We start from the raw sequence: 16,695 nt of genomic DNA, 5'->3' as shown, positions 1-16,695 counted from the left end.
CTATGAAGCAAAATGTAGCGCTCTGTTTTTTTGTTTTATCCATAGATTTGGTATGCCTTTATCGTACTACCTTGTGATACAATAGGATAGTTGTCCACAGGATGGACTGGAGTACAAGGAGGAGCAGAACCCCATGAAACAAGCCCCATTTATAGCCGTTGAAGGGCCAATCGGAGCAGGTAAAACGACGTTAGCTTCGATGCTTTCAGCCGAGCTACATTTGCCGATGATCAAAGAGATTGTCGAGGAGAACCCATTTCTCGATAAATTTTATCAAAATATAGATGAGTGGAGTTTTCAGCTGGAAATGTTCTTTCTCTGCAATCGGTACAAGCAGCTGGAGGATACCGGTCTGCAATATATCGAGAAAGCTCAGCCCGTTATTTCTGATTACCATATCTACAAGAATTTAATTTTTGCCGAACGTACACTTAAGGGTGTGAAGCTCGAAAAATATCGTCAAATCTATCATTTGCTCACAGATGATATGCCTAAGCCGGACATTATCATTTATATTAGAGCAGATTTGGATACCTTGCTGGGGAGAATTCGCAAGCGTGCACGCTCTTTTGAACAGGAGATGGACCCCGCCTATCTGGAACAATTGATCATAGATTATGATAAAGGCATGCAGTTTCTCGCTGAACAGCCCCCTTCCCCTCGTATATTGACCGTGAATGGGAATGAAATTGATTTTGTAGAAAACCAGGCACAATTTAAACAAATTGTTTCCGATGTAAAGGAGCTTATATAGTGAATAATTACAACATTCCTGCGAATGCCCTGATTACGGTAGCGGGCACAGTGGGTGTAGGCAAATCTACGCTGACTGGTGCTTTGGCCGGACGTCTTGGTTTTAAAACCTCTTTGGAGCAGGTTGATCATAATCCCTATCTGGAGAAATTTTATCACGATTTCGAAAGATGGAGCTTTCATTTGCAAATTTATTTTCTCGCGGAACGCTTCAAGGAACAAAAGAATATTTTCTTGTCTGGTGGAGGTTTTGTACAGGATCGTTCTATTTATGAGGACACAGGCATTTTTGCGAAAATGCATGCCGATCAGGGAACGATGAACCCTACCGATTATGAAACGTATACTAGCCTGTTTGAGGCGATGGTGATGACACCGTTTTTCCCGCACCCTGATGTGTTGATCTATTTGGAAGGCAGCTTGCCTTCCATACTGAGTCGGATTGAGGAGCGTGGTCGCGAGATGGAGATCCAGACCGAGCGTTCTTATTGGGAGCAAATGCATCGCAGATATTCCAATTGGATCAACGAATTTGATGCCTGTCCTGTACTGCGTCTGAACATTGATGAGTATGATGTACACGACCCAGCTTCCATGGATGCCATTTTGGAAGAAGTAGGAAAAGTGATATCAAAAAAATAGAGATATAGCCCCAAATAAATGACAGGGACTGTGGTACAATCAGTATAAATTATGCTGATAGACTACAGTCTTTTTTTGTCGAATGAACATGTTAAAGCATGAGATATGAATAACGGTATAGTGGACAAGTTTAGGCTGGAATGCGAGAATAGGTACATATGAATTGTAATGACTCACGGGAAGGATGGGATACTGTGATGCGTTTTGGTATTGTTGGAACCAACTGGATAACAGAGAGGTTTATTCAAGCTGCGATGGAGACGGACGAATTTTCCCTGACGGCGGTATACTCACGCACAGAGGATAAGGGCAAAGCTTTTGCTGACAAATATAACAGCCAGCCGGAGGTTTTTACAGACCTGGCGCAAATGGCCGCAAGTGATCAGGTCGATGCCGTATATATTGCCAGCCCCAATTCCTTACATGCGGAGCAGGCGATCTTATGTATGAATCACGGAAAGCACGTGTTGTGTGAGAAACCTTTTGCGTCTAATGCAGCAGAGGTGAAGAGCATGATCGAAGCCGCGCGCAACAACGATGTTCTGCTGATGGAGGCCGTTAAATCCACACTGATGCCTAACTTTAAAATAATAAAGGATCATATGTATAAAATAGGCCGGGTTCGGCGTTATTTTGCAAGCTATTGTCAATACTCCTCACGCTTTGATGCTTTTAAGCAAGGTAAGGTATTGAATGCGTTTAATCCGGCTTTTTCCAATGGTTCCTTGATGGACCTTGGAGTGTATTGTTTGTATCCTATGGTGACTTTGTTCGGCAAACCTGAGGAGGTTCGGGCGGTTGGTGTACTTTTATCCTCTGGTGTCGATGGCGAGGGCAGTATCGTGATGAAGTATCCTGATATGGATGCTATCGTCATGTATTCCAAAATTACAGATTCCTATCTGCCTGCTGAAATTCAGGGTGAGAATGGAACGATGGTGATCGACAAAATCAGCCAGCCCTATGAGGTGAAAATTCATTATCGGGACGGCACGATTGAGGATCTGACCAAAGCTCAGACGCGTGAGCCAATGTATTATGAAATTCAGGAATTTATTGATTTGATCAAGAGTGGTGAACGCAACAGTTCCATTAACTCCTTGGAGTGTTCACTTACAGTCGCTGAAGTGATGGAGGAAGCAAGACAACAATTCGGCCTTCATTATGAAGCAGATTTAAAAAACACTTCTGCACATTAGTCTGTGGAATGATCGAGATTGCAATGCACAAAGGGCTGCCGGTTTTGCAAACTTTGCAAATATACGGTTAGCCTTATTTGGCTTTGTAGCCCTAAAAGTGTAAGCAATCGTGATGACAGGAGTCTGAAGGCTATATTCATTTTTTATTGACAGATTCTCCTTCTTGTCTTAAGGTGTTAACAATGCAATATACAGTTAAATAATCCCACTTTCGGTCAAACGAAGATTAGGGAGTTTTTTTTAGGGTATAAATCCGATTAAATCCACCGGATTACTAAAATGGGATGGAGGAATACATACATTGTAGACGTAAGGAGGAAGCAGTTTGATAAAGTTTGAACAAGTTAGCAAAATATTTACCTTACCCAATCGTAAGGTAAATGCTCTCGAAAAGGTTTCGTTATCGGTTGAAAAAGGAGAAATTTTCGGCGTGATTGGTTTTAGCGGTGCAGGTAAAAGTACGCTGCTGCGGCTTGTCAATTTACTGGAACGCCCCTCAGAGGGACGAATTGTCGTTAATGATCAGGATGTTACTCAGATACGTCCTAAGGAACTAAGGAATTTAAGAAGACGGATCGGGATGGTATTCCAAACCTTTAATTTGTTTAACTCTCGTACTGTATATGGGAATCTGGCTTATCCTCTAAAACTGGCTAAACTGCCCAAGGCACAGATAGATGCTCGTGTTAAGGAGCTACTGCAATTTGTTGGATTGGAGGATAAAGCGGATTCCTATCCGGAGCAGTTATCTGGCGGGCAAAAGCAACGGGTCGGCATTGCCAGAGCACTGGCGAATTCGCCCGATATTCTCATCTGTGATGAAGCGACCTCGGCCCTCGACCCGGAAACGACAGAAGATATATTGAGGCTGCTGAAAAAAGTAAATGAAGAGTACCAGATTACGATCTTGCTCATTACCCATGAAATGAATGTGATTCGCAGTATTTGTGACCGTGTGGCGGTGATGGAGAATGGTAGGGTGATTGAGCAGGGCAGTGTGTTCGATGTATTTGCCAATCCACAGACGAAGACGACGAAAAATTTTATTCGCTCTGTACTGAATGATCAGCTTTCACCCAAACTGCTGAGCAAGATTCGGGAGCATCACGCTGGCCGATTGTACAGACTTGTTTTTCGGGGTGGGGCGACCAGTGAACCGGTGCTTTCTAGAGCGACACGGAAGCATAATTTGGATTACAACATTGTATATGGAAGTATTAATGAGTTACAGGGAGCGCTGTTCGGAAGTTTAATTGTCGAGTTAATCGGTGCAGACGATGAAGTTAACAAAGTCGTTGAGGAACTACGAACGACGGTGGAAGTCAGGGAGGTCGTCGATCATGAGAGTTAATTGGGATACATTTTGGCTCAAGGTAGTGGAGGCTACAGGGGAAACGCTTTTGATGGTTGTTGTCACGCTGATTTTTGCCAGTATTCTGGGGCTTATGATTGGTTTAGTACTGTATGTGACACGTAAAGGGAGCTTGTTTGAAAACAAATTTGTGTTTATGTTTCTGAATTTGCTGATTAATATCATTCGCCCAATTCCGTTTATCATTTTTTTAGTGGCGATTAGCCCGTTTACGCGTTTAATCATGGGAACCACGATTGGAACCTCGGCGGCTATTTTCCCAATGACTATTGTAGCGGCCTTTGCTGTAGCGAGAATTGTGGAAAATAATCTGGTCTCCATAGATCCGGGCATGATAGAAGCTGCCAAGGCACTGGGTGCGACTCCATTTCAGATCATCACGGGTGTGTTGATTCGGGAAGCGCTGGGACCTTTGATTCTTGGGTTGACGTTTATTACCGTGGCCTTGATTGATTTCTCTGCCATGGCTGGTACGGTGGGCGGAGGAGGCCTTGGGAATCTGGCAATGACCTATGGTTATCAACGATTCGATACCTCGGTCATGATTGTCACGATTGTTTTGCTGATTATTTTTGTACAGGTCGCCCAATATGCGGGGAACTACTTGTCTCGTAAATTTCTACGGCGCTAATGGAAACAGAGTATTATACATAACGATTAAAGGGGAAATGAAAATGAAAAAAATATTTCGCTTGGGTTTACTAGCTATTCTTAGTGTAGCGGTTCTATCTGCTTGCTCGGCTAACGGTTCGGGCTCAAATGCAAATGAAAAAGTACATGTTAAAATCGGGGTTTCAGGATCTGAGGACACGTATTGGGATGTGCTCAAGAAGAAAGCAGAGGCCAAAAATATTGAAATTGAGCTGATCAGTTTCTCGGATTATACATTACCCAATAAGGCGCTCGCCAATAAAGAGGTAGATTTGAATTCCTTTCAACATTTGGCCTTTCTCAGTCAGTTTAATGTAGAAAATGATGTGAATATCGTCCCTATTGGTGCAACGATTATCGCTCCGATGGCACTGTACTCTGAAAAATTCAAAAACGTATCGGATATTCCTGACGGCTCAAAAATTGCTATACCGGATGATCCCTCCAATCAGGGACGGGCTTTAAAACTGCTCCAGTCTGCAGGGCTGATTAAGTTGAAGCAGGATGCGGGCCTGTATCCAACCACGGATGAAATAGAAGGTAATCCCAAAAAGCTGGAGGTTGTCCCAGTTGTTGCCCAGCAGACGCCGCGCGTCTTGTCTGATGTAGCCGCCTCAGCTGTGAACAGCGGTGTTGCTACGGATGCTGGACTCAAGCTGGACGGAGCCATCTACAAGGATGATGCAAGCAGCGAAGAAGCGAAGCCATATGTGAACGTGTTTGCTGCCCGTGCGGAGGATAAGGATAATGCGACTTACAAAACGATCGTGGATTTGTACCATGATGCTGATGTAGCCGAGGCGGTAAAACAGGATTCCAAAGGAGCTAACGTCGTGGTAGACCAGTCTGCCGAAGAGCTACAGGCCACATTGGATAAGCTGGTAGCAGATGTTAAAGCGCAAAAGAAATAAGAATGTTGAACAGAAGTAGGGTTGGAAGCATACTAATTTATTTTCGAAACGAGGAGAGATTGCGATGAGTACAACGAATACGGTCGATACACATAGACAGCGGATTATTGAGAAAATTGAGGAGTCTCGTCAGCTTTACACGGAAACGAGCCGGTTTATTCATGCTAATCCCGAAATCGGCAATCAAGAATTTCAAGCTTCCCAGGCACTGATGGGTATTTTGGAGCAAGCGGGGTTTGAGGTAACTCGTAATGTAGCGGGACACGAAACCGGATTTGTTGCACGTAAGGCTTCTGCTAGACCAGGTCCGAAAATCGGATACTTGGCTGAATATGATGCATTGCCCGGTCTGGGCCATGCTTGTGGCCACAATATTATCGGAACCGCAAGCACGGCAGCAGCCATCGCCTTGGCGCAGGTGATCGACGAAACGGGAGGTGAGGTGTATGTGTTCGGTACACCAGCGGAAGAAGGCGGTCCTAATGGTAGTGCAAAAGGCAGCTTCGTGAAGCACGGGCTGTTCGAAGGGATTGATGCTGCACTGATGGTTCATCCATCCGGTGTGACCCGGCTGACCTCACCAAGTCTGGCAGTTGATCCGCTAGATTTTCATTTTTACGGCAAAGCGGCTCATGCCGCAGGATCACCAGAGCAGGGAATCAATGCGCTCGATGCGGTGTTACAGTTGTTCAGCGGTATCAATGCTTTGCGTCAGCAACTGCCGACCGATGTGCGTATTCATGGCATCATTACGCATGGAGGAGACGCGCCCAATATCATTCCGGACTATGCGTCGGCACGCTTTTTCATTCGGGCAAGTACTTGGCAGCGCACAGAGGAGGTTTCCACGAAAGTTCGCCATATCGCAGATGCTGCTGCTTTGGCAACAGGAGCCACTGTGAAAATCGAACGTTTTCAAAATGAAGTGCGTGATTTCATTTTGAACGATACGCTGGACGAGGTAGTAGGTCGTGAACTGGAAGCGCTGGGAGAACAGCTGGATCGTGGCCCTCGTGCCGGACTGGGTTCGACGGATGCGGGGAATGTGAGCCATGTTATCCCGACTGCACATGCTTACATTAAAATCGGTCCGGATGATCTCATCGCTCATACGGTGGAATTCAGGGAAGCGGCTGGCTCTGAGAAGGGTGAGGAAGCCTTAGTGACTGGAGCCAAAGCGTTAGCCTTGTCAGGCTTGGAGCTACTGGTGAATGAAACACTGCTGGTTGCGGTGAAGGAAGATTTTAAGCGTACGCATTCAGTGGCACAGTAAGCCAAATCCACACAGGGCATAGCAGAGCCGTCTAATATGAGTGTTATAGTTGAAGAGGATATCCTACAGTCTGGTTGGCTGCATGGATATCCTTTTTCATTTTCTTATAAGCTGCTATCCTTACTCCTCAATCGCTAGGTCACTCATAACCTCATTTTTACAAAGTACTATATTTCCAAAAACAACGTATTAACAATTGATTGTTATGATCATAATTATAACTTTTACATATTTAACCGCAAAGAGGAGTGTACACATGTTTAAGAAGTTTCAAAAATGGTCAGCAACATCTATGTCTATTGCTCTTATGCTAGGTTTGATTACTGGTCCGTCTGCTTCGGCTGTCTATGCTGAATCATCAGGGAACACAGATGGTATCAGTAAAATTACAGCTACATTTTATGGAGACACAAAAAGCTCCAAAGGATTTACCTGGTATACTTCAAAACTGCTCACGAACAGCACTGTTCAAGTAATAAAGAAAACGGATTCAGAAGCTGATTTTAAGAGTGCTATCGCATTTGAAGGTACTTCCTCTCCATCGACCAATTCTGCAGAAGAGCTTGTCCATAAAGCCGTAGCTACAGGTCTTCAAGCGAACACAACTTATTATTATCGTGTGGGTGATGCAGCGCGCGGGATATGGAGCGAAACAGGTACGTTTCAAACGGCTCCTAAGAGCGGTGAATTTACCTTCATTGATCTAGCTGATACACAAGCAAAAAGTGAAGATGAAGCCATATTGTCTTCACAGACGCTCGAAAAAGCACTTCAAACTGTAGGTAATGCTCAGTTTGTAGTCCACAACGGAGATATCGTAGATACGGGTACCAAAGAAGAGCAGTGGAACTGGCTGCTGGGGCATTCACAAAAAAGCCTTTTGAATACAACCATTGTTCCTTCAGCGGGTAATCATGAGGATGAGAACTACGCTTTTTATGATCACTTTAATATTAACGAACCTTCTGGTTCCGCTACTAAAACAGGAGCGTACTACTCCTTTGATTACAGCAATGCTCACTTTATCGTACTGAACTCCAATGAGGACTCAGAGAAATATGCCAATTTTTCTGAAGCTCAAGTCGAATGGTTAAAGAAAGATGCGGCAGCAGCAAAAAGGGCAGGTGCAAAGTGGATCATTGTTAACATTCATAAAGGTCCTTACACTACCTCTAATCATGCAACAGATTCTGACATCATGGATAAGAATGGAGTTCGTAACCAAATCGCTCCACTAATGGCCGAGCTGGATATCGACTTTGTTGTGCAAGGGCACGATCATATTTACGCTCGTACGAAACCAATCAACCAAGAGGGTAAAGCAACAACGCCAACAAAATTAAAAGATACATTAAATGATAAGACGATTGAATATAGTGTGAATCCAGATGGAAGTATCTATGTCATCCCAGCAACCGCTGGCCCCAAAGTCTACTACAAAAACCCAAGTGAAAAACTTGGAGATAAGTACTATAATCTCTTTGAACTAGCTGAAGAGAATCATGCGGCAGTATATGGCCCAGATCCGAGTGACAATCGTAGACCAACACGTGGACAGGTACAGAATTTTGTTGGCATTACTGTAGACGGAAATAAACTTACAGCCGTAACGTATGAAATTGATCAAAACAAAAATGATGCCAAACCTTTTATTGTGGATCAATTCGGAATCATCAAAAAAGATTAGTATAATTGATTTAATAGTTTCTAAATGATCATAAAAGGATATCCTACAGTCTGGTTGGCTGCATGGATATTCTTTTTCATTTTCTTAGGGGATACCTACTATTGTACTTGTAATACTTACGCCCTGTTCGGAAGCTGGTAAAACGTACATAATGCAATTAACGACTTTACAAGTTTAAACATGGAGTGACTTACAGGAGGATGAAACGACGATGGCTTATCAAGAAATCAATGGAGTACGCGTATGGGGAGTACCTGATCCAGGGGCATTATCTCAAGCTCGTACATGTGCCGAAAACGGTAATGTAATTCAAGCGCTGCTGATGGCAGATCATCATAAAGGCTACAGTCAGCCGATTGGCGGTGTGATGGTGTACGACGGACAAATTTCGCCTTCAGGTGTCGGGTATGATATCGGTTGCGGAAATAAGGCGGTAAGAACCAAGCTGTTTGCAGCAGATATTATGCCGCGTATTTCAGCCGTGATGGATGAGGTTGCATGTCATATTTCGTTTGGCGTAGGTCGTGTGAATGCAATTCAGATAGACCATGAGCTGTTCGATGACCCGGATTGGGCAGTATATGCGGCGATTGGGAAACAAGAACATGACAAACTGAAGTCCTTGGCGAGAGAACAGCTGGGTACAGTAGGGAGTGGTAATCATTTTGTTGATGTATTCGTCGAGGAAGCGACAGGACAGGTCTGGATTGCCAATCATTTCGGCAGCCGGGGCTTTGGACACAAAACAGCAAGTGGGTTTCTAAATTTGGCCGCTGGACGAGAGTTTCTCGGAAAGGCGCCGGGAGAGCATATGGATCAGCCGCCTGTGCTGCTGGATATGAACAGTGAGTTGGGGGATATGTACTACCGTGCGATGCGCCTTGCCGGACGCTATGCGTATGCGGGACGTGACTATGTGATAGAACAAGTGCTTGGTATTATGGGGACCGAAGCGGACTTTACTGTGCATAACCACCATAATTACGCATGGAAAGAACAGCATGATGGGCGTGACACCATTGTGGTCCGCAAAGGCGCTACTCCCTCGGCACCTGGCCAGATGGGCTTTATTGGAGGAAGCATGGGCGATATTTCGGTGATTGTACGCGGAAAAGATTCGGTAGAAAATCGGGATTCCTACTATAGTACAGTTCATGGGGCAGGTCGTATTATGAGTCGTACCCAGGCAGCTGGTAAAATGAATTGGAAGACCCGCACACGGAGTGGTGGACAAATCACGGACGTACAGATGAAGGAGGCCGTTCGGAACTATAGTGTCGAGCTGCGCGGAGCCGGTACAGATGAAAGCCCGTTCGTCTACCGTAAACTGCGCGAGGTACTGGACGCTCATTCCGAGACTGTAGAAGTTATGCATGAACTGAAGCCTATTGGGGTATGCATGGCTGGGGCCAATGAATTTGACCCTTATAAGGATTAATCAAAAGACTATGCTCGGCAGAAGTGTTCATTCGCCGAGCATAGTCTTTTGAGTACATTCATGAGTATATAATAGAAGGAATTCATTGCTTAGTGCACTTGTTAGCAGCTCTATGTCTACAGCTTATCAGCAAAAAGCTGTTCTTTAATATAAGCGACTGGCATCTCTTGGCCTGTCCACAGTTCGAAGGCCAATGCGCCCTGCCACAGCATCATGCCCAGACCGTTAATGGCAGTTGCACCTACGGATTCGGCTTGTTCCATCAGCTTGGATTTAGCTGGGCTGTACACTACATCGGTTACGATCAGGTCGGAACGTAGCATGGACACATCTTCAATCACACTTTTGCCTTCCAGCGGTTTCATACCAACACCTGTACCGTTAGCGAGAATATGACTTGTGCGGATCTCTTCACGTAGCTGTTCTTGATTTTCCAATGGATAGATATTCGCCTTGACTTGGGTGTGTTTCATATCTTCATTAATAATACGGACATTCTCTTCTGCACGAGCAAAGAACTGATCGTTACGGGCAAAGATTGAAATTTCAGCCAGACCTGCTTGAGCCGCTTCAATAGCAATCGGTGTAGCTGCACCGCCAGAGCCGACAAGTGTCATTTTCTTACCTTTCAGATCAATGCCGTGTTCACGCAAGTTGCGAACATAACCAGATCCATCTGTACTGTAGCCTTTTAGTATACCATCTGTGTTCACGACGGTGTTGACTGCACCTGTAAATTTAGCGCTGTCGTCCAGCTCGTCAAGATACTGTAGAATAGCTGTTTTGTTAGGCATGGACACGTTATAACCGCGTATGTTTAGAGCGCGCATCCCCCGTACCACTTCTTCAAGTTGTTCATTTCCTACTTCAAAGGCCATATACACGTTATTTAGACCCAGCTTTTCAAACGCAAGATTATGCATAGCCGGGGACAAAGAGTGTCCGATTGGTGTAGCAAGCAGTCCGATTAGTTGTGTTCTTCCGTCGATACGTCCAGCATTTTTCATGATATAAGCCTCCAAGTAATCTGTGTAGTTTAATGAAATACTTTTTTATATCGATAAGCAACAAACACGGCCAGCAAAATACTGACTACAGCAATCGCAATATCCAGAATGAATACCGAGGTAATTCCCAAACTTTTGGACATGCCCCCGGTAGCCAAAGGCATCAGAATGAACGAAAGACTGGCTGCTATGTTCACGAGAGAAGTCGTAGTGCCTTTGTTCTTGCGGAAAAATTCCGTCATAACCGTGAGGGCAATTTGGAATATGCCTGCGGTAGACAAGCCGATCAAGAATGAACTGATCAAAGTAGCGACAGGATTGTGCCATGTAATTAAAGCCAGCAAAGAAAGCAGGGCAATAAGCGGATATACAATCATGACAGTAATCGGTTTAATGAATTTACCAAGTACCACAGCTAACAGAATAACGGAAACCAATGAACCTATACTATAGTAGCTCAGCAGTTTAATGGCACTGGCTTTGTCCATGCCCAGGGCCTCTTGTCCAAAGGTAGGAAGCCATAGCTGCACGATCATGAACAATACAGTAGAAGTAAAACCGATAATAATTAGAGATAAACCTTCTTGCCAAAACTTAGGCTCGCTGCGGAAAGTATCTGTGGATTGGGCAGCCTCGGTTGGAGCCTTTTGTTCCTCTGCTTTGTGGTTGGGGAAAGCTGTCATCGACAAGAAGATACCGTTCAGCAGATAAATCCCTGCTGGAATAAAGAAGGAATATCCATAGAACATATCGTGATTAATAAAGAATGCAATCATGAACGGAATCACAATAGCACCGATCGAGATGGATGCTTTGACCAGTACCGTTGCAGACCCGGCTTTTTTTCCAAAGCCTTCAATTAATGCAGGATACGTTCCTGAATCCATCATAGAGTTGCAAAGCCCTGCGATAATAGCAAACACGAATGCCAACGTATAGTTAGGCGCAAGCGGAATGCCGATCAGGAAGATTAAATAAGCAAATGATGCAATAACAATGAGTGGTTTTCTTCCGTATTTGTCTGACATTTTTCCGGCTACCCCGAGAGCGAGCAGCTTACCGATCCCAATCGCGGACACCAGATAGCCGATGGCTGCTTTATCCGTGTTCAATTGAACGGTCAGGAAGCTCATATTCGACGATAGAATAACATTGATCATACCCAGAAGAAAATAGTTGATGTAAAGCCCTGCTGCCATTCTGATATAAGGATTTTTCATAAGTGTAACTCCCAACTTAAATTTTAGATCAATGGCCTAGGTAGGCATCGTCAGCTGTATTACATTACGCCTACAGATAAGTGAAATTATTCACATTCTTTCTATGTCATTATTATATAAGGAGTGTTATTATAAATCCAATGCATATTTTTATCGTTTTTCATAGTTTGGGTCTATAATTTAAAATATGAATTAAAGAAGGAGAGTACATCATTATGAACCTGAAGCACTTACAATATTTTCGTGTACTTGCAGAGATGGAGCATTTTACCCAGGCAGCTGTGCGACTATGTATTACTCAACCCAGTTTAAGTCATGCGATTTCAGAATTAGAAAAAGATTTGGGAGTTCATCTGTTTGAGAAGCAGGGGAGAAATATTCGGTTAAACAAATACGGACGATTTTTCCTGAAGTATGTGGAGCACGCGATGGATGAATTGGAAAAGGGAGAACACAACTTACGGGAGTTAGTGAGTCCAAGCCATGGAAATATAGATTTGGCGTTCATTTACACGTTAGGCTCACACTTCATTCCAGCGATCATTCAAGCCTTTTCAGCTCTGGATGCCCGCAAAGATATCTCCTTTTCGTTTCACCAAGGGAATACGAACGATATTATCCAGGGGCTGAAGCAGGAACATTATGATGTGGCGTTCTGCTCTCACATGGAAAATGAACCGGATGTGGAGTTTATTCCGTTGGCTCAGCAGGAACTGGTTGTCATTGTTTCGCCTGATCATCCACTGGCCACTCTAGACCAAATTGATCTCAAGGATACAGCGGATTATCCAGTGATCTTCTTTAACAAAAAGAGTGGGATTCGGCCTATTATTGAAAACCTGTTCTCCAAAGCGGGCGTCACGCCACAGATTATTTGCGAGATTGAAGAGGATACAGCAATGGCAGGGCTGGTGTCTGTCAATTACGGAATTGGGGTTATGCCTCGAATTTCATCGTTAGATTATTTTAACGTCAAAACATTGCCTATTGTAAATCCAGAATACGAGCGTTTTATCTACCTGGCCAGCATCAAAAATAGATATTTATCCCCGGCAGTAGTGGACTTTCGGAACTTTGCACTAAGCTACGGCAAGGAGTTTTATCTGAAAACGCATCAGCGCGTCTAGGTTGGGGTCCCGCAATATTTAAACTTGATAAATCTTAAAATGTGTTCTATACTTCATCATCGACACAGGTAATGTGAAATGATTCACATTTTTAATACTACAAGACTTACTTACAAAAGCAGGTGAATTCATGATGAAACGTTCTTCTTTTCCAGTGGCGACAGGCCTTTATGTAAACTATCTTTTGTTCGGCATGTTTAATATTATGCTGGCGTCCCACATGTCCTTTTTAACAGAGCATTTGCATACAGATCAGGCGGGCATCAGTCTCTTGGTTTCTGCGATGGGATTTGGCAGGCTGTTTACCCTGTACATATCCGGGGTGCTCTCCGACCGTTATGGTCGTAAGCCGTTTATTGTGGTAGCAGGGCTACTAATGGCTGTATTCTTGGTCGGTATACCGCTAAGTCCCAGCTTTGAGATGGCGATCGTACTGGCTGTGCTGGCAGGCGTAGCGAATTCTTTTCTTGATTCAGGTACTTATCCAGCGCTGATCGAAGCTTTTCCCCAATCCTCTGGTTCGGCTACAGTGTTGGTAAGAGGTTTTATATCCATCGGGGCGGCATTTTTACCGTTAATGATTATCTTTTTTATGAATCACGATATTTTCTATGGATTCTCTTTCTTTTTACCAGCCCTCATATTTGCTTTGAATGCAATTTACTTGTTCAAGATGAAGTTCCCAGACATGCGGGTTCAGTCACCCAAGAAGGAGCCAGTTGGTGATACTTCTGTATCAAGCGTTGAGCAAACGGGAAAATTGGAGGCAAATGACCGGAGTAAGCCGCGGTTTTGGCAGGAGGGGCTATGCCTTATCTTGCTCGGATTTACCGGACCGACTTTGCTTTATATTGTGCAGTTATGGCTGCCTACTTTTGGACAACAGTTTATCGGTATGACCCAATCAGAGTCTCTCAGATTATTAGTTTATTACAATGTCGGTTCACTGATTTCCGTGTTTGTATTGGTAATTGTGTTAAGAAAATGGGTTAAACCTGTTCACATTATTCTTATTTATCCATGTATTTCCCTGTTGGCTTTTGGAGCGCTTCTCTTATTCAAGTCAGGGGCTGCGGCCATTATTTGTGCGAGCGTCATTGGGTTTTCAATATCAGGTGTACTTCAGCTGACATTAACCGTAATGAGTGAATTTTTTAGTCAACGAAAAGGACAGATTACCGGGTTTGTGTATACAGCAACCTCGCTGTCATACACGGTCATTCCCGTGTTTACAGGCTTTCTTTTGAAATATTCTCAGATATCGAGTGTTTTTATGCTAGCTATTATTGTGAATGTGCTAGGGATCGTACTGGCGGTGTTTGTTAATTTTCGGTACAGTTTAGTTTTTCCAGCAAGTCGCAAATTGTCCCCTAAAATCGTACTTGATACCAAATAAATGACGACTGGACCTAATCATCTGCATGCTTATTCAGAATGCGTTATACTATGAATTATTGTACATGTTCGACTTGAAACTGTAATTTGGGAGTGAGATAGAGATGGCTAAAATCGTAAAGGTGAAAGATGTTCTGATCGGTGAAGGAGCGCCAAAAATTTGTGTGCCCATGGTGGGAGAAACGTTGGAGCAGTTGAAGGAAGAGGCCACTTATTTACGTACGCTCGACCTGGATATCGTGGAGTGGAGAGTCGATTTTTTCGAGCATGTGGAGGATCTGGAAAAGGTTAAAGTTGCCTTACATGAAATTCGGTCTATTTTAGCAAATCTTCCGCTCGTATTTACGTTCCGTAGCGCTCGGGAAGGCGGAGAAAAGGAAATCAGTGCAGCGAGTTATGTGGAATTGAACCGTACAGTAGCCGAAACGGGGCAAGTCGAACTTATTGATGTAGAGCTTTTTAATGAGGAAGCTGATGTGAAGACGCTGGTAGAAGCAGCACATAAGCATAACGTATATGTGATTATATCTAATCATGATTTTCATAAGACGCCGTCGAAGGAGGAGATTGTGTCCCGGTTACGTAAGGCGCAGGAATTGGGAGGCGATCTGCCTAAGATAGCAGTGATGCCAACCAATACAGCCGATGTGCTCACTTTGCTGGATGCCACGCGTACCATGGCAGAAGAGCATGCAGATCGGCCGATTATTACGATGTCGATGGCGGGGAAAGGTGTCGTGAGCCGCCTGACCGGAGAACTGTTTGGTTCGGCTCTGACCTTTGGTGCTGCTAAGAAAGCTTCCGCACCGGGGCAGATTCCTGTCACTGAACTGAGAGAGATATTGACGGTGCTGCATAACCATTCTTAAAAGATGGATAGGCATTACTCGCTAGTCAGTAATATATCCGCAGTGAACCAAAAAGGAAGGCCCCCATGCGGTAAGCATGCTGGGCCCTCCTTTTTGTGTAACTCTTAATTCAATCCCCGAGTAGGTTCATACAACTCCCAACCTAGATTCAGCGTTTGAATAATATAGTCTGCGACTTCTTCCGCATCCAACTGATCCGTATCGATCTTGGAGTGATTCACCGCGTAAATGTCCTGTCTGGAACGGAAAAGATCCTCAATTTCCCCTAAAGTCTTGTTTTGTAGATTGGGGCGGGTGTCAATCAGCATCTTAAGCCGATCTTTCCAGGAATCCCAATTCAAATCCAAGAAGAAAACAATCGATGAAGCCAAACAAGCTTGCTTCACCTCTTCCTGTAAAAATGCACCACCGCCAACGGAAATGATTTTAAGGCGTGTGTTGCTGCACAACTTCAAAATATGCTCTTTTTCAATCTCACGGAAACGCTTCTCTCCGTAAGTTTTGAAAATCTCTGTTGTTGGCATGTTGTATTCTTGTTCAATCTCCTGGTCAATATCCACGAAATCGCGATACAGCTTGCGCGCTAGATGGGAACCGATCGTTGTTTTGCCTACACCCATAAAGCCGATGAGCACAATATTTTGTTCTTTTAATGGAATCTCACTATTGTTTTGCACGATAACCACTCTTTTCTCACCAGTAATGTTGAGATGTAACGCTTCAAAGCACTAAATACATTATACGTTCATCCAACGTGTCATTCAATAGTATAGATCACATCAAAAATAAGGTATGGGACGGAAAAGAGCTTGTGAATACCATTATAGTGATCTAGAGTAAGTCAACGAGACTAGATATTCAAGTCTTGTAATGCGTAAATTGCTGAAAAACAACTTTGTACAAGTATAAAAAAGGCAAAATTGTGTACTTAATTGAAAATAAGCACATATTTTGCCGAAAAATATATTGAAATTACTGGAAGTAGGATTATAATAGAATTATGCAAATTGTAAATGTAATCGCTCTATTTACAATTTGTGTGCACCTGAATTTATAGAATGAAGTTACTTTGAACCAAAAACCAAGTATACATATGCAAATAGTATAATAATGCTTTATAGACATGTATCGGTCAATGGGTTCATTGTACG

The 16,695-nt window shown here is 43.7% G+C and carries 15 protein-coding genes; 12 read left to right on the top strand and 3 right to left on the bottom strand.

Features of this window, described 5'->3' with window-relative positions; translation table 11 throughout:
- Positions 1 to 133: 133 nt before the first annotated feature.
- The 9 genes from MHB46_RS09760 (at position 134) to MHB46_RS09720 (ending at position 9,926) form a co-directional block, all read left to right on the top strand.
- Positions 134 to 754, top strand: coding sequence for a deoxynucleoside kinase (locus MHB46_RS09760; RefSeq protein ID WP_341162204.1), 621 nt, complete (start codon positions 134 to 136; stop codon positions 752 to 754).
- On the top strand, positions 754 to 1,395 hold the full coding sequence (locus tag MHB46_RS09755; protein WP_013308920.1) for a deoxynucleoside kinase: 642 nt from the start codon (positions 754 to 756) through the stop codon (positions 1,393 to 1,395). Before MHB46_RS09760 ends, MHB46_RS09755 begins: the two co-directional genes overlap by 1 nt.
- Before the next feature lie 197 nt (positions 1,396 to 1,592).
- Complete coding sequence (locus tag MHB46_RS09750) at positions 1,593 to 2,594, top strand: Gfo/Idh/MocA family protein (RefSeq protein ID WP_341163720.1); 1,002 nt, start codon at positions 1,593 to 1,595, stop codon at positions 2,592 to 2,594.
- A gap of 325 nt (positions 2,595 to 2,919) precedes the next feature.
- Positions 2,920 to 3,945, top strand: coding sequence for a methionine ABC transporter ATP-binding protein (locus tag MHB46_RS09745; protein ID WP_341162203.1), 1,026 nt, complete (start codon positions 2,920 to 2,922; stop codon positions 3,943 to 3,945).
- Positions 3,935 to 4,597 carry a methionine ABC transporter permease gene (locus MHB46_RS09740; RefSeq protein WP_069291173.1) on the top strand — a complete coding sequence of 221 codons (663 nt, stop codon included), beginning with the start codon at positions 3,935 to 3,937 and terminating at the stop codon, positions 4,595 to 4,597. The genes MHB46_RS09745 and MHB46_RS09740 overlap by 11 nt, the downstream gene beginning before the upstream one ends.
- A 43-nt stretch (positions 4,598 to 4,640) precedes the next feature.
- Positions 4,641 to 5,528, top strand: coding sequence for a MetQ/NlpA family ABC transporter substrate-binding protein (locus tag MHB46_RS09735; protein WP_341162202.1), 888 nt, complete (start codon positions 4,641 to 4,643; stop codon positions 5,526 to 5,528).
- A gap of 64 nt (positions 5,529 to 5,592) precedes the next feature.
- Positions 5,593 to 6,801 (top strand): M20 family metallopeptidase, encoded by a 1,209-nt coding sequence (locus tag MHB46_RS09730; RefSeq protein WP_341162201.1) that lies wholly within the window; start codon positions 5,593 to 5,595, stop codon positions 6,799 to 6,801.
- A gap of 256 nt (positions 6,802 to 7,057) precedes the next feature.
- Complete coding sequence (locus tag MHB46_RS09725; protein ID WP_341162200.1) at positions 7,058 to 8,488, top strand: metallophosphoesterase family protein; 1,431 nt, start codon at positions 7,058 to 7,060, stop codon at positions 8,486 to 8,488.
- 211 nt (positions 8,489 to 8,699) lie between these two features.
- Positions 8,700 to 9,926, top strand: a complete 1,227-nt coding sequence (locus MHB46_RS09720) for an RtcB family protein (RefSeq protein WP_160789100.1) — start codon at positions 8,700 to 8,702, stop codon at positions 9,924 to 9,926.
- A 116-nt stretch (positions 9,927 to 10,042) separates the two neighbouring features.
- Here MHB46_RS09720 and MHB46_RS09715 read toward each other — a convergent pair whose 3' ends face one another.
- Positions 10,043 to 10,933 (bottom strand): shikimate dehydrogenase, encoded by an 891-nt coding sequence (locus tag MHB46_RS09715; RefSeq protein WP_165179441.1) that lies wholly within the window; start codon positions 10,931 to 10,933, stop codon positions 10,043 to 10,045.
- Positions 10,934 to 10,962: 29 nt separating this feature from the next.
- Complete coding sequence (locus tag MHB46_RS09710; RefSeq protein WP_341162199.1) at positions 10,963 to 12,153, bottom strand: MFS transporter; 1,191 nt, start codon at positions 12,151 to 12,153, stop codon at positions 10,963 to 10,965.
- A gap of 215 nt (positions 12,154 to 12,368) precedes the next feature.
- Here MHB46_RS09710 and MHB46_RS09705 point away from each other — a divergent pair, with 215 nt between their 5' ends.
- The 3 genes from MHB46_RS09705 (at position 12,369) to aroD (ending at position 15,544) form a co-directional block, all read left to right on the top strand.
- Positions 12,369 to 13,280: a LysR family transcriptional regulator gene (locus MHB46_RS09705; protein ID WP_165179439.1), complete on the top strand. Its 912-nt coding sequence runs from the start codon at positions 12,369 to 12,371 to the stop codon at positions 13,278 to 13,280.
- A 130-nt stretch (positions 13,281 to 13,410) separates the two neighbouring features.
- On the top strand, positions 13,411 to 14,676 hold the full coding sequence (locus MHB46_RS09700; protein WP_341162198.1) for an MFS transporter: 1,266 nt from the start codon (positions 13,411 to 13,413) through the stop codon (positions 14,674 to 14,676).
- 103 nt (positions 14,677 to 14,779) lie between these two features.
- On the top strand, positions 14,780 to 15,544 hold the full coding sequence (gene aroD, locus MHB46_RS09695; RefSeq protein WP_341162197.1) for a type I 3-dehydroquinate dehydratase: 765 nt from the start codon (positions 14,780 to 14,782) through the stop codon (positions 15,542 to 15,544).
- Positions 15,545 to 15,648: 104 nt separating this feature from the next.
- Here the strand turns inward: aroD and MHB46_RS09690 are convergent, their stop codons facing one another.
- Positions 15,649 to 16,221: a shikimate kinase gene (locus tag MHB46_RS09690; RefSeq protein ID WP_029517614.1), complete on the bottom strand. Its 573-nt coding sequence runs from the start codon at positions 16,219 to 16,221 to the stop codon at positions 15,649 to 15,651.
- Positions 16,222 to 16,695 lie beyond the last annotated feature (474 nt).

Origin of the sequence: Paenibacillus sp. FSL H7-0703, from assembly GCF_038003485.1 — a bacterium.
In the GTDB taxonomy this organism is placed as follows: domain Bacteria; phylum Bacillota; class Bacilli; order Paenibacillales; family Paenibacillaceae; genus Paenibacillus; species Paenibacillus polymyxa_B.
Note: the sequence above shows the minus strand (reverse complement) of the source record. Positions and strands in the feature narration are given on the sequence as shown.